Here is a 19,772-nt window from a genome sequence, read left to right on the forward strand (position 1 = left end):
ATCCGTATGGTTGTTAGTTAATTTATATGTGTTTTTATATAATAGTTATTAAATTCAAATTAGAAATATAAAAATTGTATTTAATGACGGTTTTTTAACCCTAATGGTAGTCGATTGTTGTTAAAGAAGAATATTCAAATAAGAAAGCGTGATAAATGGTAATACTTATATAGCTAAGCTGTTCTGTGAGGAATAAAATAGGTATTATTGAATAACTATTTATTTTAATTATTCGATTATTAAAATAAATAGTGGTTAATTTGTAATGCAAGCAAACGTTGGTGATTGAACATGTTACGACTATCTAAACTCTGCAAAGGGTATCTAGACGGTACCGAGTTTCATTCTGTGCTTCAGGGCGCTAATTTGGCTTTACATTCTGGAGAGCAATTAGCACTGATGGGAGAAAGCGGCTCAGGGAAAAGTACATTACTGAATTTAATTGCTGGGCTTGATAAACCTGAATCAGGTGAGATATGGCTTGGTGATACGGCAATACATGCAATTTCTGAACGTGAGCGAACAGCCTTTCGTCGTGAAAATATTGGCCTTGTTTTTCAACAATATAATTTATTACCAACCTTAACTGTGGCTGATAATATTCGTTTTTGTCGACAGCTAAAAGGATTACCTGACGACGATAAGTTATGGTTAAAGCTAATTTCCGCATTGGATTTAATGTCATTATTATCACGTTATCCTGAAGAGATTTCAGGGGGACAACAACAACGTGCGGCTATTGCACGTGCAATTTATATGGAACCGATATTGTTATTAGCAGATGAACCAACAGGGAGTTTAGATGAACGAAATGCAGATGCTGTTATTCGGTTACTTATTACATTAACAAAACACCTTAATTGCACTTTATTAGTTGTTACCCATAGTGAGAAAGTTGCAGCACATATGCAAGGCTGTATTCGCTTACAGGGAGGTCAGTTACATGTTACGCCCCGTAGCTAGTGCACTTTGGGGACACTATCGTCGCCACCCATTGCAAATTGTTTTAGTGTGGCTTGGATTAACACTGGGTATTGCATTATTAGTCGGTGTAATGGGAGTTAATCAACAAGCAAAAGAAAGCTATCGTAAAGGCGAACAACTTTTTTCTAATCCTTTTCCATATCGTATACGCCATGCTCAAATAGGCATGAATGTACCGCAAGGTTTTTACATTCAAATGCGTCGAGCCGGGCTTAAGACATGTGCGCCATTAGTTGAACATCGCATCATTACAGAAAAACAACGTGACTTTCAGCTACTCGGTATTGACCCTGTGGCTATTTTTGGCGCGTTACAAAATAGCGCCATTGATGAAAGTAAAATTCAATTATTGCAACTAATGCGTCCTCCATATCCGATTATGTTAGGTGAAAATTTAGCTAATTATATTGGTATCAAAAATGGAGATATGTTGACACTTAATTCTGGGCGTCAAATAGGTCCGATGAAAGTGATCAATGACAGCCGTATGAATGATTCACGTATGATTGCTGACATTGCTTTGTTACGCGAATTACAACCTAGTTCTGGATTTAGCGCGATTGTTTGCGGTGAAATGAGCAGTAAGCAGTTAATGAAACTGACGCATATTTTACCACCAGGATTAACACTTGAACGTCAACAAAACGCCAAGCTAGAACCCTTAACCAATGCCTTTCATTTGAATTTGTTTGCGATGGGAATGCTGGCGTTTGTGGTGGGATTGTTCATTTTTTATCAAGCAATGTCGCTCTCGTTAGCACAACGACAGCCGTTAGTTGGTATTTTACGTCAATTAGGCGTTAATGGTACGCAACTCGCTGGAGCGCTTATTGGTGAACTGTGTTTGTGGGTGTTCGTTGGGCTAGTTGGTGGTAATCTTATTGGGCTATTATTAGCTCAACAATTACTGCCATCTGTTGCGGCATCATTGAATGATTTATATAACGCCAATGTTGGTTTACAAGTGCACTGGAATTGGCAATGGGGTGCTGCAAGTTTAGCAATTGCGGTTTTTGGCTGTGCATTTGCCTGTACATGGCCGGTTGTGCGCTTAATTAAATCGCCACCCGCACGACTAGCGACACATTTATCTTTAGTTCGATTTAGTGGGCGAGAATTTGCGTGGCAAGCCTTGTTTTCTTGCATCTTCATTATTGGTGCGGTGATTGTTTATAAGCTTGCTCATGGACAGTTAACAGGTTTTGTTTTAATCGCCTTTATTCTTATAGCCTCTGGCTTGATGATGCCTTATTTACTGTGGTTGCTGTTCCATTTTCTCGGTAATATCAGCAGTAAAGCGCGCATGCGATGGTTTTTCTTTGATGCGGCTGCCAGTTTAAGTTATCGCGGTATAGCAGCAATGGCGTTTATGTTGGCGTTAGCTTCTAACATCGGTATGGAGACTATGGTTGGCAGTTTTCGTAATACAACGGAAAACTGGCTTGAACAGCGTTTAGCTGCGGATATTTATATTCGCCCATCAATGAACATGGCACCACGAATATCAAAATGGCTTCAACAACAACCCGAAGTGGATCAAGTGTGGTGGAGCAGACAAAAAGCCACTCGCTCAAATAATGGCACGATTCAAGTTATGAGTATTGGCCAAACATCCGGTGAGCAAAAAGCGCTGTCGGTAAAAGTGGGCCTTAATAATTATTGGCAGCAACTGCATCATGATCGTGCGGTAATGGTCAGTGAGTCTATGGCGCTGAAACATCATTGGCAGCCTGGAGATATTATTAATCTTCCCGCTCCCATGAATCAGAAATGGCGAGTGGTGGGTATTTATTATGATTATGGTAACCCTTACGGACAAGTATTAATCTCTCAGCAAAAATGGCAACATTTTTGGCCGCATTCAGGGCAAGTCGGATTAGCTATTCATTTGAAAAAGGGTGCAAAATCCGAATTATTATTAGCAAAGTTAGGTGAGCGATTCCGCTTACAACCAGAACGTATACGCAATAATGCCGCGTTAATGAAACAAGCAATGACCGTATTTGATCGTACGTTTGTCGTGACATCAACGTTAGGTAATCTAACGTTATTCATTGCTATTTGTGGTTTGTTCTTTTCCACTATTGCTGGTGAAATTTCACGACAACGACAATATTCATTATTACGTTGTATGGGAATGACAAGCATTGAATTGTCGTTATTGGGCGGCGGTCAATTGTTAGTTATAGGGCTTATGACCGCACTGATAGCATTGCCTTTAGGTTTACTTTTAGCACAGCTTTTGATTGATGTTGTGTTGAAATATTCCTTTGGTTGGACGATGCAAGTCCAATATTTCCCTTATGATTATTTTATGACATTAGGCACGGCTTTATTAGCACTGCTTGTTGCTGGAGCATGGCCAGTATGGCGTTTAGTTCATCGATCTGCGATTTTATCTTTGCGAGAGTCATTTTAATGAAAGTTTCAACTCAGCAATCTCGTTGGCATGTGTTTTCTTTATCTATAATGTTAATGGGAATGATGTTGTTAAGTGGTTGTGATGAACAACCAACGAGAAGTAATTCAGTAAAGATATTAACGCAGTCTAAAGATTTTGTGTTTGAACCAGTGATAAAAGGAGAGCCGATAACGTTTCCTCAAGATCATGGCGAACACCCTGAATATCTCGCTGAGTGGTGGTATTTAACCGCTAATCTTAAAACAGAAACAGGAAAAGAAATTGCGGTGCAGTGGACGTTATTTCGCATGGCGACCAATGATGAAGATTTGAGTGGTTGGAAGACCCCACAAATGTATATGGCACATGCTGTTATAAATACGAAAGAGAAAACTTGGGCAACAGAAAGGTTTGCGCGTGGTGGCATTGGTCAAGCAGGGGTTGATCTTAAACCGTTTCGTGCGTGGTTAGATAATTGGTCATGGCGTGCTGCGACCAGTGATCCATTTCCTGGACGACTGAAGTTTTCAGATGATGACATGTCTGCACGATTAAATATCAAGCAAAAAGGTGCCATTATTTTACAGGGAGATAAAGGATATAGCCAAAAACATCCATTATTGGGTATCGCTTCTTATTATTATAGTGTTCCCTTCTTAGACCTTGATGGGACGATCACACTGGACGGTAAACCATATAAAGTGAGTGGCCGTGGTTGGTTTGATCGTGAATGGAGCAGTAGTATGCTCAGTGCCAAACAACAAGGTTGGGATTGGTTTGCGATCCACCTTGACGATGGCAGTGCTCTGATGGTGTCGCAATTGCGTGAAGAAGGCCAAAGACCCTATTTTATTGGCTCGCGATCATGGCCTGATGGTCGAGTGGTAGAGCTAGATAATAATCAAATTCGAATGAAACCGATGCATTTTTACAAGGTGAGTGGTATTTCATTTCCACTTAACTGGCTAATTGAAGTGCCATCACAAGGACTAAAACTCCAAACCAGTGTTGTACGCCAAGATCAATGGTTACCTTTTATATTTCCTTATTGGGAAGGCCCGATTAATGTCACAGGCACACAAGGTGGCAAAGGATTTATGGAACTCACTGGTTATGAAAATAAATAAGGAATATGGATAAATGTTGAGTAAAAAAGCCCAACGGATAAATAATCAAAATAATTTTTTCTACTTAACCTTAGCATTGGTTTTTTTATTGATTAGTGCATCTTTAGATAAGGTTATTACGTCCGGTTTTTTGCAATATATACTAGAAGTTTTCACGTTTATCACTTTTGGCATTTGCTTATTAAGCTTACGCTTTGATAAAAATTGGTTCCGTTTTTTATCGTCATTAGTGGTTGCATGGTTGATTGCTGTGATCACTCGAACGGTATTAGGCATTGAAGAAATTGAAATTATCATGCTGTTATTGATGTTTATTTTCTTTTATGGGACTTTTCGTTCAATTATGCGTCAAATACTCTTTACCGGTTCAATTAATAGCAACAAAATCATTGGCTCAATGGCATTGTTTTTATTGCTTGGTTTAATGTGGGCCATAGGGTATTTAATTCTTATCCATTTCTTACCGGGATCATTTCAAGGCCTCAATAAAGGAGCATGGCATGAGAATTTTGCTGATGCTGCCTACTTTAGTTTTGTTACCTTAACAACCTTGGGATATGGTGATATTTTGCCAATAATGCCAATTGCTAAGGTCTTCGCCTACCTTGAAGCGATTGTTGGCGTATTTTATATGGCGATTGTAGTATCAAGCTTAGTCAGCTCAAGTCGTGAGCAATATTTTATTGATCATCTCGATGACTAATCTGTAGCCAGAGATAGCGAACATTGCATTATAAATAAGAGAATAATCATTAAGGTTATTCTCTTTTTTCATTTAGTGCTATTTTGCTAAGACTGACTAAATAGTGATATATACAAATTTACTATGTCACTAGTTTATTATTTTGTGGTGTGAAGGTGATATGAATCGCTTCTTTAAGAAAGTTTACCAATATATAAATCCCTCAGTTAATCCTGATTTGGCTCCTGCGTTTGATGAATGGCAGAAACATATTCCTACATTGTGGTTATTGGGTAAAACTGGGGCGGGAAAATCAACTCTTATTCAAACGCTCACAGGTAGTAGTTTGGTTGAGATTGGTAATGGTTTTCAACCTTGTACACGTACTGCTCACCATTATCTCTATCCAGCAGAAAATCCATTAGTGTGTTTTTTAGATACACGAGGATTAGGTGAAGCGGATTACGATCCCACTGAAGACATTGCAATGTGTAGTGGTAAAAGCCATGCATTAATGGTGGTGATGAAAGCGGAAGAGCCTGAACAATCAGGTTTATTGGCGGCATTAAAACACATTAAACGCAGTGGTATGATCAAACATTTATTGGTTATTCATACTGCGGTGAACAGTATTGTTGATACTCAAGAACGCCAGCGTGCGATTGAATATAATCATCAGCGGGTAATGGACGTGTGGGGCATTAAACCTGCACAATGGCAATCAGAAACGGCAACTATCTATCAGCCGATTGTGGTTGATCTCATTCCAGATGAAGCACAGTTTATTGGTATTGATATATTACATCATGCCTTAACGGATGCACTTCCGATGTTGAGTTTATTATCAAATCAACAAGCGCATACTAACCGTGAAGAACAAAATTTTTATCAATTACGTCAAGAAGTTTTGTGGTATGCAGGAGTTGCGGGAGCCAGTGATGCTATTCCTGCTGTTGGGTTATTCAGTGTGCCAGCTATTCAAGGCAAGATGTTGCATAGTCTTGCGAATCAATATGGTGTCAGTTGGAATAAAAAAGATTACGCAGAATTTGTGGGCATGCTGGGATCGGGTTTTTTGTTGCAATATTTATCTAAATTGGGGCTTAACCAGTTAGTTAAATTTATTCCTGCGTACGGTCAAACGGTGGGCAGTGCAACCGCTGCTGCGATGAGTTTTTCATCGACTTATGCGATTGGCCGTGCGGCTTGTATGTATTTATATCATCGCAGTAAAGGTGAGTCGATTTCAAAAGACCAAATTAAATTGGCTTATCAACAAGCATTTACGACCGTCAAGCAGGTTGCTGATCGACAACAATTGAGTAAATCATCACCGAAAAAGGATCATGCATGAAACGGGTGAGCAAAAGTTATCAGTTAATTAATCAACTCTCTGAAGGTTTGTTTCCGTTACTGATGTTAGCGGTGTGTTTGCCAATCATGGTATTGGCGGGGTTTGGTGTTGTTGATCTGATTCAACAAGGACAATGGCTGTTATTTTTTGCCATTATTGCTGGTGGTTGTTTAGTGGCTTTTCTTCCTTATTGGTGGTTGCGCCGTAAACGGGTGGTTGCAAATGCTGTTATGGATGATATTGCACCATTATATGTCGCTGCCAATCCACAATGGAGTGAGCACGATCAGCAAGTGTGGCAACAAATGACACTAGTTATTGATAAGCAGCTAGCAGATGACTCTGCATGGGAAAGCCTACAAGCCCACGCTTATGTTTTGGTGGCTGATGTTGCTGCGCAGTATCATCAACAATCGAGCTCGCAAAAGTTGGCTTTTACGGCGCCTGAATTTTTAATGATGGTTGAAGAGGTAAGTCGTCGTTATCGTCACTTTCTACAACAACATGTTCCTTTTTCAGAGAAGATCACCTTAACGAGCCTTAAACAAGGTTACGCGATTAAAGATAAAATGGGGTATGCAAAAAGTGCTTATGATGTTTATCGATTATTCCGTATAGCAACGCCAACAGGCTGGTTAGCCGAAGTACGCGGTTTGGTTGTTGGTAAGTTATTTGATGATGTTAGTGCTGAGGTACAAAGCAAACTAAAAGCGACGTTATTACAAGAAGTCGCTTCAGTTGCTATTGATTTATACAGTGGTCGTTTTAAGCTTGATGATGCAGCGGTGCCACATAGCCAACTACAAGACCACGATCAGCAAGCAACCGCCATTGCCGTAGAACCATTGCGGGTAGCTGTTGTTGGTCAAGTGAGTGCGGGTAAGTCATCGGTTATTAATGGGTTATTGGGTGAGATTGCGGCTGAAGTAAGCGCGTTACCATCAACAGATAAAGCCACAACCTATAAATGTGAAGTTGACGGGCTCGATTTAATCAATCTGATTGATTTACCCGGCATTGATGGCAGTGCTGAAATTGAGAAGAAATTACTAAAACAAATGACCGAAAGTGATGTGGTTATTTGGGTATTGAAAGCTAATCAATCATCACGTCAATTAGATGTTACCCTAAAAAGTGCTTTTGATTCGTTTTATAAGCAACCTCAAAATCAGCAAAGAAAAGCGCCTAAATTGATCATGTTGGTTAACCAAGTCGATAAACTTAAACCTGTTGATGAATGGTTGCCACCGTATGATCTTGAGTCACCACAAACGGACAAAGGGCAAATTATTAGTGATGCAGTGAAGTATAACCGAGAGGTCATGCACGCTGAGTATATTTTGCCGTTTTCCGTGAGTAGCGATCGTATTCCTTATAATCTTGATAGCTTACAATCACAGTTACAGCAGGTGTATCAAGATGGGATCAATACTCAGTTAAACCGTCGTCGCGCTCAAGGTGAAACTATTGATTATACCGAGCAAGCAAAACGGTTATATCGTTTAGGTAAACTAGTATTTGATGCAGCAACTAAGTAGTTATTGTTATCCTTGTTTGTGATAAAAAATGGCCTTGATAGGGTTTAATTTCCCCGTCAAAGCCATTTTTATTGAGCAATAATAATCAGTGGCTTAACTTAATAATATTGTTAAGGCACGTGTTAAGGTAGCAATGTCCACGGGTCACCTGCTGTTGGTGTATTGCCTTGGCTCCACCATTTTGCTTGATAAGTTTTGTTTTGGAAGCTGACTTTATCATTACCACCATAAACGGCAGTAGTACTCCACGTTGTTACATCTGTTGGTAAAGAGATTGATGGCTTATCATCTGTTGGTGGTGTTATTGCATCATCTGTAGATGTTGCAGCTTTGATTAACTTCCATGGGCCGCCTAAATCAGGCTGGTTACTTTGTGTCCACCATTGCGCTTCATAAATAGCGCCTTTATATGTGACTTGCTCACCGCCACTGTAGACTTTGTTTTCGTCCCAATTCGCCACGCCATCAATCGGTGGGTCTGTTGGATCTGTGGTGCCGCCACCCGTGTCAGGGTCTAATTTATCAACCACACGCACCGCGGGCCAGTTCGCATGTGAACCATAGAAATTGGTTACACATTTTTCATAATCGCCTGCAACTAAAGCAGAATAAGCGGTTTGGAAACCAACTAGCTCACATTCAAACGAAACACCACCTGGACGATCAGGATAGTATTTCCAATTTGCATCCCAGTTTGTATAAAGCACATCGGTTGCACCATTTAGATTCAAACTACCATAAGGTGTTTGTTGCCAGCAGGTGTTAGTTTCATCACTCTTTACAGGAATTTGGTAGTTTTCAACTAAACCTTCCCAGTAACGAATACGGTTAACGGGTTGACCTTTATCTTTGTTTTGTTCACCACATTCAATACCACCATTAATAACATTAATAGTGGTGCCAAAACCATAACCGATGCCTGCATCTGTTTCACGTTGGGAAGGGACCCATGTGCGGTCAATCACATGTAACATGGCTGGTTTAGGGGCTTGTGGCGTTAAGAAGAACCAGATAGCAGATGCTAAATTTAACCAAGAATCAGCAACTAACCCTGGATTATTCAATAGTACTGTTGCATCACCATTAAACATCACCTCAGAAAAAGCACCATAGTTAAAGTGGTATGAGAGTTGTTTTGCGCCACGACCAAAGTAACCTTGTCCTTCCGCACAAGGCCAGCGTTTATTTTGCCAATCATCTTGACCACAGCCTGTGGTATAACCCGGTTGACCTTCAGACCAGCCCATTTCACGTACATGAACTAATGCTTGTTGCCATTCTTCAAGTCCTAACGGGTTATCAGAGACGTTTTCAATGCTAATGTGGCCGCCCGTTTCCTGGGCAAAATGAGCAAAAGCAGTGACGATAGATTTCTTACAGATAGCATCAGCATCGCGGCCATCAGTATAATCGCCACAGAACGCAGGAAATTTTCCTATCGCACGTAAAAAGCGGGTATAGGTATATTCAGGGGCAGCCATTTGAGTAAGGTAATTCCATTCAGTTTCAGGAAAAACACGCTCAACCCGTTTTACATTATCAGGGTTAGTGCTTAGCCCTGGAAGAATAGCTTCAACAACGGTATTTGAAGCCGTTGCTAAAGCTTGTGCCCAAACATCGTACATTGGGTCCATTGTTTTAGCATTTTCAGCTGCAATAATTTCCGCACGTTCAATGACATAACCACCTGTAGTATCAGGGTCGGGTTGAGGCGTCATAGCATAACTGTTTGCGGCAAATAGGCTGCCAATTAGGATGGAGAGAGGGTGTAGTTTAGCCATTCATTCATACCTTTATTATTATAGTGCACGATAGTTGATAATAAGGTTATCGGCATGTGGCAATATTATGCAATCACTGACTTTTAAAAGCGTGTTGGCGTGTGGAATTTAAGTGTGGTCCTAAACATTTTTTGCATTGAAAATGATGTTTATGGCGATCTTTATCAATACTATCAGTTGAGAATAGACAAGAAGTGCGGTGATGATGAAGATAAAAAAGTCCTTATAATTAGATGATAATAAGGACTTTTAATTAGAATATTAAGTATTGGCTAGCGTACTAGACATCTTGTCATTGGAATTTTACGCAGGCATCGAACAATGATGATTGACACAGTTAACACCACAGGTACTGCAAACACACTGGCAATGATCGGGTTAATATTCAAAATACTGATGATATTGAGGTAATAAATCACAATAAGTAAATGGCAGAGGTATATACCCAGAACATCTTTGCTTAATGAGTGAATGATTTTATAGTCACCTAAGTTAGGTTTGGCTAATAAAATAAAGAAAATACCTAATGCCCATAATGGGGTACCAAAGAGAAAGTCATGGAAAAAAGAACCATTTTCTTGCAGTGAAAGGTAGTTTGCTTCACCGATAAATAGACAAAATCCAACGATCATCATAATAATGCTGTATTTGAGACTAATACTGATATTACGATGGCGAATTTCAAATCCAAGCATGATCATGAAGGTGCTAAAAAATGGACCATTACGCGTAAATATCGGTGAACTTAATTCTGTTATTTGAGCATAGCTACCAGCCATTAAGCCAAAAATAAATAACAGAGTAGCAACGGGAATAATCAACCGAGATAACTTCAAACGCAGTAAAACGGTAATGGTAGTTAAGCCACTGAGTAGCCCTGGAATATACCAAAGATGCACTAATCCACCTTCAAACAAGGTATTTAAAGGGGTGGTGAGCAGTTTTTGCCAATAGAAGGTACGCTCAGCAACATATCCCTCAGAGGTCACAAGGTGAAAGTTAAACGGCAAAATAAGGTAAATAATACTCCATAAGACCCACATGATGAGTAATGGACGCGCATAGCGCCAGAGATAAGGGACACGCTCGGCGGTTAAACGTGGTTGAATAAAATAACCCGCCATAATAAAAAATAACGGTACAGCAAACCGACTAATTTGATTGAGCCCCATGCCTAACAAGGGTTGACCATCAAATAAAGGTGCCTGCATGAATATTTGGCTATGTAAAGCAATAATGGCAATTATGGCAATAATTCGACCAAATTCAAAGCTGGCTATGCGGTGTTGAGGCATGACGATAAACTCACAAACGAAAGTGGGTCGAAATTATATGGAATTAAGGATTTTGTAAATTGTATTATGATAGTGAATTACGTTATTGATCACAGAATTAAATTTATGATCAATAAAAGTAAATATTTTAATCATGTAAGGAAGATAAAGAGGTAACAATACGGGGGTAGAGTTACCTAACTATTTAAATTAAAGCTGTTTTTATAGCCCAAGTTGATCCAGCAAATCTTGATTGTCATAGGGGCTTACTGCATTTTTGTTGACAGAAGTGATGGGTTTTTGTTGTTGTTGAGCATCATAAGCCGTTTCAAAAATAGTATCTGGATCTTGCTCATCAATCTCAAATTCTTCTAATTGAATAAATTCAGTTTTATCCATCGCGAGCTCAAGATAGAAAATATTATTCTTTTCTGTTGTAAAACTAACACGACGTACTTGAGGGCGATCAAGATTAGTATCAACAGAGAGGATGATTTGTTTATGCAGAGCGAGCATTTTCGGCTGGTTTTGGGTAATTGATATTTTTAATTCTCTGCCAATCTTACCTGTAAAATCACCAACAACTTGATTCATTAACTCACCTAAAATATTAGCAACATCATCAGCGGTATGATGAATAGCAATATCTGTGTCAGGAAAGCCCATTCGAATCATGTAGTTTTGATAAAGTTCCATTGCTGCTGCGGCGGAGAAATTAGTTACGACTAACCCTGTGAAGCCACCATCAAATAAAACAAAGCAACCAATATCCGGTTTTAAGCTTGTTTTATTGATCTTTTGTACCATCGGCGAATATTTTATGTGGCTGTCTGTTGCTCGTGATAATACATCAGCCAGAGAGTGGCATAATTTAATTAAAATATCGTCGGTAGTTATCGTATGATTCTTGCGCATATGCAGCCCTGTAAAACGTATTTGTAACCAATAAATAAAAATTCAGTAGTTAAAAGCCGATAGTGATACCTCTTTTATACTACAACTTTAAAGTGCAATAAGAGCTATCGGCTTATACGTTAAGGACTTAAATGGTTATTTGATTTTATTGTGTGGATTATTGGTAATATTAAGCAAAGCGCTTATCTAAATACGCCATAATGTCATTTGATTCATACATCCAAGTTACTTGCCCATCTTCTTCAATACGTAGACAAGGAACCTTACGTTTGCCTCCTTGTTCTAATAATTCTTGGCCCCAAGGTGACGTTTTTGCATCACGGGTTGCAAGCGGTATATTAAGGCGTTTTGCATGACGACGTACTTTTACGCAAAAAGGGCATGTTTCAAATTGATATAGCTGCATATTAGCGACAGCAGCATCAACTTCCTGTTGAGCAGTGGCTGAGCGTTGCATACCGCGTGGTGAAAAAAGGGAATTGAGTATGAGAATAATTTTACCGACGAACCAACGAAGCGCTTTCATATTATTTTCCAATGGCTGATATTATAAAGTTATGCTGAGATTCTATTATAAAATCGTCAGTGGGTAACTATCTTGTCCGCCATATATTTGATTTATTATTGAGCAGTAATTAAATATGAAACAGTACATATCGATAAATCATCAATGTTGACGATTAAAAAAGACAATTACCTTTTTCTTTTAGTGGTTATTGATTGGAACTAAGATCAATATTTAGATGTATGTCACTGAATGCATAATTTTACATTACTGCATAATGTTGCTTTGCTTTATACTAATGTGAAGTTCAATGGGTAAGTGATTAGTCTGATGATTAACAAAATAAATATTCTCATTTGTGACGATTCAGTCTTAGTACATAAATCTATTACACGATTGCTACAGTCATGCAGTAATGCCACTTTCTTCTATGCTGAAAATGGAAAAGAGGGGCTTGATTGTTTAAAAAGCACTGATATTGATATTATGTTTTTAGATTTAACCATGCCAGTAATGGATGGTTTTAGTGTCATGAAGTCCTTACCTGTCCGTGACTATAACACCACGATTATTGTTTTATCTGCTGACGTACAATTAACTGCCGTGGAAAGAAGTTTAGCGTTAGGTGCGGATTATTTTTTATCTAAGCCATTTAATCATGATGAGTTAATAGAACTGTCGCAACGATTAGGGCTAGTTTTTGATAATGCTCCGTCTATTGTTGTTGATACTCATTTAGAAAATAATTCAATTGAGATCATGCGCGAGCTTGCCAATATTGCATTAGGTCGAGGGGCTGCAATTATTTCTGATCACCTTGGTGATTTTATAAGAATGCCATTGCCAAGTGTTGCATTTATGAAAAGCAGCGATCTATCCATGGCGATTGCAGATATTCGTAATGATCATGAATTAATTGCCATTACACAACGTTTTGTGGGCGGTGGCATTCACGGTGAGGCGTTGGTTGAATTACACGGTAAAGATGTACATTTATTTGGACAGAAGCTGGGATTTAGCCAAACGGATGAATATAAAAATGAAGTCGTGATTGATATTGCCAATTTAATGGTCTGTTCTTTTTTAGTCGCGTTATCAGAACAAATTTCGATTCCATTTTCTGTTCGGCAGCCGATCGTGTTAGAAGAGTACATGAACTTGCATCATATACATTGCGATACTCAGACCTTTTTTACAATTGAATATACTTATAAAGCAGAAATACTAGATGTTGAGTGTGAAGTCTTATTTATTATGGATAATCATTCTCTAGCAATTATTAATAATAAAGTGATGGAATCATTACATTGAACGAAATATCTTTAGCTGATTTTCATTTAACAATGCAAGTATTAGATAATTTTGATGCTGGCGTTGTGATATTAGATGAAAACTATAATGTTTGTGCATGGAATACCTTTATGCAAGCTTATAGTGGTATTTCCAGTGTTCAAATAATGGGAAAATCCTTGTTTGAGGTTGTACCTGATTTACCTGAGTCGTGGTTACAGAGCAAAATACAATCGACGTTTAAATTACGAATGCGATCATTTTCAGCATGGGAAGATCGACCATGGGTATTTCGTTTTTTGAATTTTTGTCCTATTTCGGGCAGTTCAGATATCATGTTTCAAAATATGACGTTAACACCGTTACGTTCTCTTTCTGGAGAATATAACCATATTTGTTTAACAATCACTGATGTTACTGATATAGCCAAAAATAAAAACCATCTCCATGAGTCAAATAAACAACTAACACATTTAAGCATTACAGATCGACTAACTCAGCTTTACAATCGCGGCCATTGGGAAAATTGTTTAGCGGATGCTTTTGATTATTGTCATCAGACACAAATACCAGCCACGTTGATCATGTTTGATATTGACCATTTTAAACGAGTTAATGATACTTATGGCCATGTTGCGGGTGATGGTGTTATTAAAGTCATCGCTGATGTGTTACGCCGTACTAAACGCCAAACCGATATCGCAGGCCGTTATGGCGGTGAAGAATTTGGTATTATTCTACCAGGAACACCTGCTGAACTCGCTGGGTATTTTACCGAACGATTGCGCAATCGTATTGAACGAGAAACGGTATTTGATGATCAGCGTGGCGTTGTTAAAGTCACGATCAGCTTAGGTGTCTGTGAGTGGGATTCGACGCTAACTGATTATAAATCATGGTTAGAAAAATCTGACTTAGCATTATATGAGTCAAAGAAAAGAGGCCGTAATACCACCACCATTATTAATAGCGATAATTGTTATAAAAACAGCAAAGGCGAGTTTATTTTATCGGATTGCCATGAGCATATGCCGATAAAATAAACAAAAGCGAGTTGGCAATCTTATAATACGGATAATGACTGTATGTTTCGTGGGGGTTTCGGTAACATGCACGCGTTTTCCTGTTTTTAGGTTAGTCGCTATGCGCATTCATGCTATACATACTCTTTATGAGGAACGTCTTGCACGTTCAACTCGTCCTTTTCTTGCTCGTGGCTGTAAAGTCCAACGCTGCCGTCAATGCATGTTACGTACGCATTTGTGTATTTGTGAACATCGTCCATTAGCGACATCAAATGCCGCGTTTTTATTGGTCATGTTTGATGATGAGATTTTAAAACCAAGTAATACTGGCCGTTTAATTGCTGATGTATTTGAAGATACTTTTGCTTATATTTGGTCGCGTACTGAGCCTAACGCTGAAATGCTGGCATTACTTGATGATCCTCAATGGCAACCTTATGTCGTTTTTCCTGCTGAATATGCGCCAGAAAGAGAAGTGACAGCAGTAACGCTTGAAGCGGGTAAACGTCCATTATTTATTATGCTTGATGGTAGTTGGGCAGAAGCGAAAAAAATGTTCCGTAAGAGCCCGTATCTTGATCGCTTCCCATTATTATCCATTAATCCAGATAAGCCATCTCGATATAAAATGCGTGAAGCATCAAAGGAAAATCAATTAGGTACGGCTGAAGTTGCAGCACGTATTATTGATTTATTTGGTGAGCATTATAATGCCGAGCTATTAGATTTATGGTTTGATGTTTTTCGTGAAAATTACATCGCGGGTAAAATGAATCGCACATTACCAGAGCAATCATCGTTATCGCTATTGGAAAAATTCATGTCAACTGATGAAAACACACTATAAAAGATGTGATGTCAGTTAGATAATATTAAACCTCATTTAAACAATAATTGATGAATTGGTCGTAGATCACAGTCATTTTTGGCATAAATGTGGATAATTTTCAGTATATTTAAAGAGTTATGAACTCACGGTGTGGTTAAACATTATTTGTAGGAGAATAGGATGTACTACGGCTTTGATGTAGGCGGAACTAAAATTGAATTTGGTGCATTTAATGAAAAACTAGAGCGCGTAGCAACAGAACGTGTGCCGACACCGAGTGGCGATTACGATACACTTATTAATACTATTGTTTCTATTATTACCACAGCTGATGTGAAATTTGGCTGTGAAGGTTCAGTCGGTATTGGTATTCCTGGTATTGAAGATGCACGCGACGGCACTGTATTGACATCAAATATACCTGCCGCTAAAGGCCGAACACTGCGTAAAGATTTGGAAGCCAAACTGGGTCGTAGTGTTAGCTTAGATAATGATGCTAACTGCTTCGCTCTTTCTGAAGCATGGGATGATGAGCATCAACATTCACCATCAGTGCTTGGCCTTATTTTAGGTACTGGCTTTGGTGGTGGAATGGTTTTTGATGGTAAAGTTTTTTCTGGTTTGAATCATGTTGGTGGTGAGTTTGGGCATATGCGCTTACCGTTAGATGCATGGTTACATATGGGAGAGAACGCACCATTATTTGATTGTGGTTGCGGTCAAAAAGGGTGTATTGATAATTATCTATCAGGCCGTGGATTTGAACAAATCTATGCACATTATTATGGCGAGAAACTAAAAGCGATTGAAATTATCGAACGTAATGCTGCGGGTGATGAAAAAGCACAACAGCACGTTGATCGTTTCATGGAAGTACTTGCAATGTGCTTTGCAAACTTATTTAGTGGTGTTGATCCTCATGTGGTGGTGTTAGGTGGTGGTTTATCTAATTTTGATTTGATTTATGAAGAATTGCCAAAGCGTTTACCTAAATACCTATTGTCTGTTTCACAAGCACCTAAAATTGTGAAAGCAAAACATGGTGATGCTGGTGGCGTACGTGGTGCTGCTTTCCTTAACATTAAATAGCCATTATTGATCTGTAACGAATATTTATTGCGTAACTAAAAGTACTTCATAGTGAAGTACTTTTTTTTTGTGTTAAAATCCGCGCTTGTTTTCTTATGCCGCTATATTGGTATAAGCGTATTTATTGCAAGGAATACACTATGTCGTTTGAAACCCTTGGCCTTCACCCTAAATTACTGCAAGTTGTCGCAGAATTAGGTTATGAAAAACCAACGGATGTGCAATTACAAGCCATTCCATTAGCGCTAGCAGGGGATGATGTAATGGCTGGGGCTCAAACGGGTACCGGTAAAACAGCCGCATTTGCACTTCCTATTTTACAGCGTTTAATGACATTGCCGTCATTGACTGAAATGGGCGCTGAAGAAATAAAGCCTCAACAAGGTGCAAAAATTCGTGCGTTGGTGATTACACCGACACGTGAATTAGCACAACAAGTTTACGATAGCTTTATTGCGTACAGTAAGTACAGTGATTTGAAAGTCGCGGTTGCTTATGGCGGCACTAGTATGAATGTGCAAATTAAAGCATTAAGAGCAGGTGTTGATATTCTTATCGCGACACCTGGACGTTTACTTGACCATGTTTTTGTAGGTAATGTATCACTTGCGAATGTAGAAACATTTGTACTTGATGAAGCTGATCGCATGCTTGATATGGGTTTTATTATTGATATTAACCGTATCATGAAGCGTATGCCGGCTGAGCGTCAGACTTTATTCTTCTCTGCAACCTTTTCAAAGCAAGTTAAAAAATTAGCTTTTAGTATTTTAACTGACCCTAAGATGGTGGAAGTGACACCGGATAATATTGCAGCAGATACTGTGCAGCAAATGGTGTATCCCGTTGACAAAAAGAGAAAATCAGAATTATTAGCATATCTGATTGGTTCACGTAATTGGCAACAAGTATTAGTCTTTACTAAAACGAAGCAAGGCTCAGATCAATTAGCTAAAAGTTTAGGTTTAGATGGTATTAAAGCGGTGTCTATTAATGGTGATAAAAGTCAAGGCGCTCGTCAACGTGCGCTTGATGATTTTAAAGCTGGTAAGGTACGTGTGCTTGTTGCAACAGATGTTGCTGCTCGTGGATTAGACATTCAGCAGTTAGAATATGTTGTTAACTTTGATTTACCGTTTAATGCTGAAGATTATGTACACCGCATTGGTCGTACAGGACGTGCTGGTAATACTGGCCACGCGATCACGCTAATGAGTTTAGATGAAGAGTGGGCATTAAAAGCGATTGAAGAGCTATTAAATACCCGTTTACCACAACAATGGCTTGAAGGTTATGAACCTGATCCTAGCTTAATTGAAACAGTCTCTGTTCATCGCGGAGCATCTGCTGAAAAACGTCGGGCCAAAGCAAAAAGTAAGGTACATCAAAACCGTGGGAAAAACACCCAACGCCGTCGTTAAATAAAAAGTTATTACGAACTCAAAATTTATTAAAACACCGCTTCTAAAGCGGTGTTTTTTATTATTATGCAATCAATTTAAAAAATGTTTGATTATAAGCATAAATCAGTAATTAAATTAGTTGTTTAAGCTAAAATTGTCTGTTAATTTGTCGTTTTTAGTCGTAATGTTTTGCTTTTATTTTTATAAGCTCTGGTGTTTTGAGGGATTTATGACGGGGTTAAATAAGTGGCTTCGATTAATCATCTTGTTTTTAGTTTGTTTTACTATTGCTAGCTATAGCTGGTTTCTTCTTGGTGGCGCAAAAAAGGAATATATAGTTACGCCTAAAAATAGCACCTATAGAATTATTGACGATTCAAGTCAAAATGGAGCATCGATCACAAAGTTAAATATTAATAATCACAATGTGTTATTAGAGTGTAATTTGGTTAATAAAGCTAAATGGCCATTTTGTGAAATTGCGGTTGCATTAACAGACTCTATTGATGCTGGTTTTGATTTAAGTTCTTATGATTCCGTTGGGCTTGATATTGATTATGCAAGTCCACTTGAAGGGGAACGCATTCGTATTTATTTACGCAATTTTGATCCTATGTATTCTAATATTAATGATCCATTATCATTAAAATTTAATGCGATTGAATATACGCCTGGTGTTAATGAAGGTTTGAAAATTTTCCCATTAAATTCATTCCAAGTTTTATCGTGGTGGATCGCGGAGAATAATATTCCTGTTGATAAGTCGAGTCGACAATTTGATAATATTTCAATCATTGAAATTGCGACGGGAAGTTATGTCAAAGAGTCATACTATGCAATTAAATTAAACCGCTTAGTCTTTTATGGTACTTGGATCTGCGAATCATCGTTAGTGAAGTTACTATTATTATTATGGGTAGCAACCGCCACCATTGTTATTTTGGTTGATCGTTTTGTTCTTAGCCAGAAGATTAAAACATCAGAAGAACGTAGCCAACGTTTACGAGATGCAAATCGCGTACTTTATAATAAAAGTTTAAAATTTGAACATTTGGCTTGTACTGATTCATTAACTCGTATTAGAAATAGGCACACGGTTATTGAATGGCTAGAAGGTATTGTTCTTCAGACACAATTAAATAAGATCCCTTTCTCAATGATTTTTATCGATCTTGATCATTTTAAAGAGGTTAATGATAGATATGGTCATAGCTTTGGTGATGAGGTTTTAATTAAGTTTGCAGCGACAGTTGAGGGCTTAACTCGCCGTTCTGATGTATTTGTGCGTTGGGGAGGGGAAGAGTTTGTTATTTTCTGTCCTGAAACGAATATGAGTGTTGCAGTTGAAATAGCAGAGCAGATTCGAGAAACAATCATGACAAAAGCGTGGGGGTTTGATCAGGAATTTAGCTTAACATGCAGTTTAGGTGTAGCTGAGTTAGTTGATGAGTCCTGCGAAGATTTGATCAAACGGGCTGATTTTGCGTTACTAAAAGCGAAAAAAATGGGACGGAACCGAATTGAAATTAGTTGGGAACATCAACAACTTAAATAATTAAATATCCAAATGAAAAG

General features: G+C 38.5%; 16 protein-coding genes. 12 read left to right on the forward strand and 4 right to left on the reverse strand.

Annotation, left to right across the window (positions count from 1 at the left end):
- Nucleotides 1-291: 291 nt before the first annotated feature.
- From C9I86_RS10825 to C9I86_RS10850, 6 genes are all read left to right on the forward strand, one after another.
- Complete coding sequence (locus tag C9I86_RS10825) at nucleotides 292-963, forward strand: ABC transporter ATP-binding protein (protein WP_080157589.1); 672 nt, start codon at nucleotides 292-294, stop codon at nucleotides 961-963.
- Nucleotides 944-3,403 (forward strand): ABC transporter permease, encoded by a 2,460-nt coding sequence (locus tag C9I86_RS10830; RefSeq protein WP_107276348.1) that lies wholly within the window; start codon nucleotides 944-946, stop codon nucleotides 3,401-3,403. The genes C9I86_RS10825 and C9I86_RS10830 overlap by 20 nt, the downstream gene beginning before the upstream one ends.
- Nucleotides 3,403-4,512, forward strand: coding sequence for a lipocalin-like domain-containing protein (locus C9I86_RS10835; protein WP_080157587.1), 1,110 nt, complete (start codon nucleotides 3,403-3,405; stop codon nucleotides 4,510-4,512). Before C9I86_RS10830 ends, C9I86_RS10835 begins: the two co-directional genes overlap by 1 nt.
- A 13-nt stretch (nucleotides 4,513-4,525) precedes the next feature.
- The gene (locus C9I86_RS10840; protein WP_080157586.1) at nucleotides 4,526-5,215 is read left to right on the forward strand and encodes a potassium channel family protein; all 690 of its coding nucleotides are present in this window, start codon (nucleotides 4,526-4,528) and stop codon (nucleotides 5,213-5,215) included.
- Between the two features lie 160 nt (nucleotides 5,216-5,375).
- Nucleotides 5,376-6,548, forward strand: a complete 1,173-nt coding sequence (locus tag C9I86_RS10845) for a YcjF family protein (protein ID WP_080157585.1) — start codon at nucleotides 5,376-5,378, stop codon at nucleotides 6,546-6,548.
- Complete coding sequence (locus C9I86_RS10850) at nucleotides 6,545-8,086, forward strand: GTPase family protein (RefSeq protein WP_107276349.1); 1,542 nt, start codon at nucleotides 6,545-6,547, stop codon at nucleotides 8,084-8,086. Before C9I86_RS10845 ends, C9I86_RS10850 begins: the two co-directional genes overlap by 4 nt.
- Nucleotides 8,087-8,208: 122 nt before the next feature.
- Here C9I86_RS10850 and C9I86_RS10855 read toward each other — a convergent pair whose 3' ends face one another.
- The 4 genes from C9I86_RS10855 to C9I86_RS10870 all read right to left on the reverse strand — a co-directional run bounded on the left by C9I86_RS10855 (nucleotide 8,209) and on the right by C9I86_RS10870 (nucleotide 12,582).
- Nucleotides 8,209-9,867: a chitinase gene (locus tag C9I86_RS10855; RefSeq protein ID WP_080157583.1), complete on the reverse strand. Its 1,659-nt coding sequence runs from the start codon at nucleotides 9,865-9,867 to the stop codon at nucleotides 8,209-8,211.
- Nucleotides 9,868-10,139: 272 nt separating this feature from the next.
- Nucleotides 10,140-11,162 (reverse strand): acyltransferase, encoded by a 1,023-nt coding sequence (locus C9I86_RS10860; protein WP_107276350.1) that lies wholly within the window; start codon nucleotides 11,160-11,162, stop codon nucleotides 10,140-10,142.
- 201 nt (nucleotides 11,163-11,363) lie between these two features.
- Nucleotides 11,364-12,056: a DUF3334 family protein gene (locus tag C9I86_RS10865; protein WP_107276351.1), complete on the reverse strand. Its 693-nt coding sequence runs from the start codon at nucleotides 12,054-12,056 to the stop codon at nucleotides 11,364-11,366.
- Nucleotides 12,057-12,225: 169 nt separating this feature from the next.
- Nucleotides 12,226-12,582: a glutathione S-transferase N-terminal domain-containing protein gene (locus tag C9I86_RS10870; protein WP_080157580.1), complete on the reverse strand. Its 357-nt coding sequence runs from the start codon at nucleotides 12,580-12,582 to the stop codon at nucleotides 12,226-12,228.
- A gap of 309 nt (nucleotides 12,583-12,891) precedes the next feature.
- On the opposite strand from C9I86_RS10870, the gene C9I86_RS10875 reads away from it, so the two are divergent.
- From C9I86_RS10875 to C9I86_RS10900, 6 genes are all read left to right on the forward strand, one after another.
- Nucleotides 12,892-13,872 (forward strand): response regulator, encoded by a 981-nt coding sequence (locus C9I86_RS10875; protein ID WP_107276352.1) that lies wholly within the window; start codon nucleotides 12,892-12,894, stop codon nucleotides 13,870-13,872.
- Entirely contained in the window at nucleotides 13,869-14,894 is a 1,026-nt protein-coding gene (locus tag C9I86_RS10880; protein ID WP_080157578.1) for a GGDEF domain-containing protein, read from the forward strand. Before C9I86_RS10875 ends, C9I86_RS10880 begins: the two co-directional genes overlap by 4 nt.
- 100 nt (nucleotides 14,895-14,994) lie before the next feature.
- Nucleotides 14,995-15,723 carry a tRNA-uridine aminocarboxypropyltransferase gene (locus tag C9I86_RS10885; RefSeq protein WP_107276353.1) on the forward strand — a complete coding sequence of 243 codons (729 nt, stop codon included), beginning with the start codon at nucleotides 14,995-14,997 and terminating at the stop codon, nucleotides 15,721-15,723.
- A 162-nt stretch (nucleotides 15,724-15,885) separates the two neighbouring features.
- Nucleotides 15,886-16,794 carry an N-acetylglucosamine kinase gene (gene nagK, locus C9I86_RS10890; protein WP_107276354.1) on the forward strand — a complete coding sequence of 303 codons (909 nt, stop codon included), beginning with the start codon at nucleotides 15,886-15,888 and terminating at the stop codon, nucleotides 16,792-16,794.
- A 140-nt stretch (nucleotides 16,795-16,934) separates the two neighbouring features.
- Entirely contained in the window at nucleotides 16,935-18,215 is a 1,281-nt protein-coding gene (locus tag C9I86_RS10895) for a DEAD/DEAH box helicase (RefSeq protein ID WP_080157575.1), read from the forward strand.
- Nucleotides 18,216-18,426: 211 nt separating this feature from the next.
- Complete coding sequence (locus C9I86_RS10900) at nucleotides 18,427-19,752, forward strand: GGDEF domain-containing protein (RefSeq protein WP_080157574.1); 1,326 nt, start codon at nucleotides 18,427-18,429, stop codon at nucleotides 19,750-19,752.
- The last annotated feature ends 20 nt before the right edge of the window (nucleotides 19,753-19,772 follow it).

It is taken from the genome of Photobacterium sp. NCIMB 13483, from assembly GCF_003025475.1.
In the GTDB taxonomy this organism is placed as follows: Bacteria; Pseudomonadota; Gammaproteobacteria; order Enterobacterales; family Vibrionaceae; genus Photobacterium; species Photobacterium piscicola.

Coding starts and splice junctions, on each gene's coding strand:
- C9I86_RS10825 (WP_080157589.1), top strand. CDS start 292: ATGTTACGACTATCTAAACTCTGCAAAGGGTATCTAGACGGTACCGAG.
- C9I86_RS10830 (WP_107276348.1), top strand. CDS start 944: ATGTTACGCCCCGTAGCTAGTGCACTTTGGGGACACTATCGTCGCCAC.
- C9I86_RS10835 (WP_080157587.1), top strand. CDS start 3,403: ATGAAAGTTTCAACTCAGCAATCTCGTTGGCATGTGTTTTCTTTATCT.
- C9I86_RS10840 (WP_080157586.1), top strand. CDS start 4,526: ATGTTGAGTAAAAAAGCCCAACGGATAAATAATCAAAATAATTTTTTC.
- C9I86_RS10845 (WP_080157585.1), top strand. CDS start 5,376: ATGAATCGCTTCTTTAAGAAAGTTTACCAATATATAAATCCCTCAGTT.
- C9I86_RS10850 (WP_107276349.1), top strand. CDS start 6,545: ATGAAACGGGTGAGCAAAAGTTATCAGTTAATTAATCAACTCTCTGAA.
- C9I86_RS10855 (WP_080157583.1), bottom strand. CDS start 9,867: ATGGCTAAACTACACCCTCTCTCCATCCTAATTGGCAGCCTATTTGCC.
- C9I86_RS10860 (WP_107276350.1), bottom strand. CDS start 11,162: ATGCCTCAACACCGCATAGCCAGCTTTGAATTTGGTCGAATTATTGCC.
- C9I86_RS10865 (WP_107276351.1), bottom strand. CDS start 12,056: ATGCGCAAGAATCATACGATAACTACCGACGATATTTTAATTAAATTA.
- C9I86_RS10870 (WP_080157580.1), bottom strand. CDS start 12,582: ATGAAAGCGCTTCGTTGGTTCGTCGGTAAAATTATTCTCATACTCAAT.
- C9I86_RS10875 (WP_107276352.1), top strand. CDS start 12,892: ATGATTAACAAAATAAATATTCTCATTTGTGACGATTCAGTCTTAGTA.
- C9I86_RS10885 (WP_107276353.1), top strand. CDS start 14,995: ATGCGCATTCATGCTATACATACTCTTTATGAGGAACGTCTTGCACGT.
- nagK (WP_107276354.1), top strand. CDS start 15,886: ATGTACTACGGCTTTGATGTAGGCGGAACTAAAATTGAATTTGGTGCA.
- C9I86_RS10895 (WP_080157575.1), top strand. CDS start 16,935: ATGTCGTTTGAAACCCTTGGCCTTCACCCTAAATTACTGCAAGTTGTC.
- C9I86_RS10900 (WP_080157574.1), top strand. CDS start 18,427: ATGACGGGGTTAAATAAGTGGCTTCGATTAATCATCTTGTTTTTAGTT.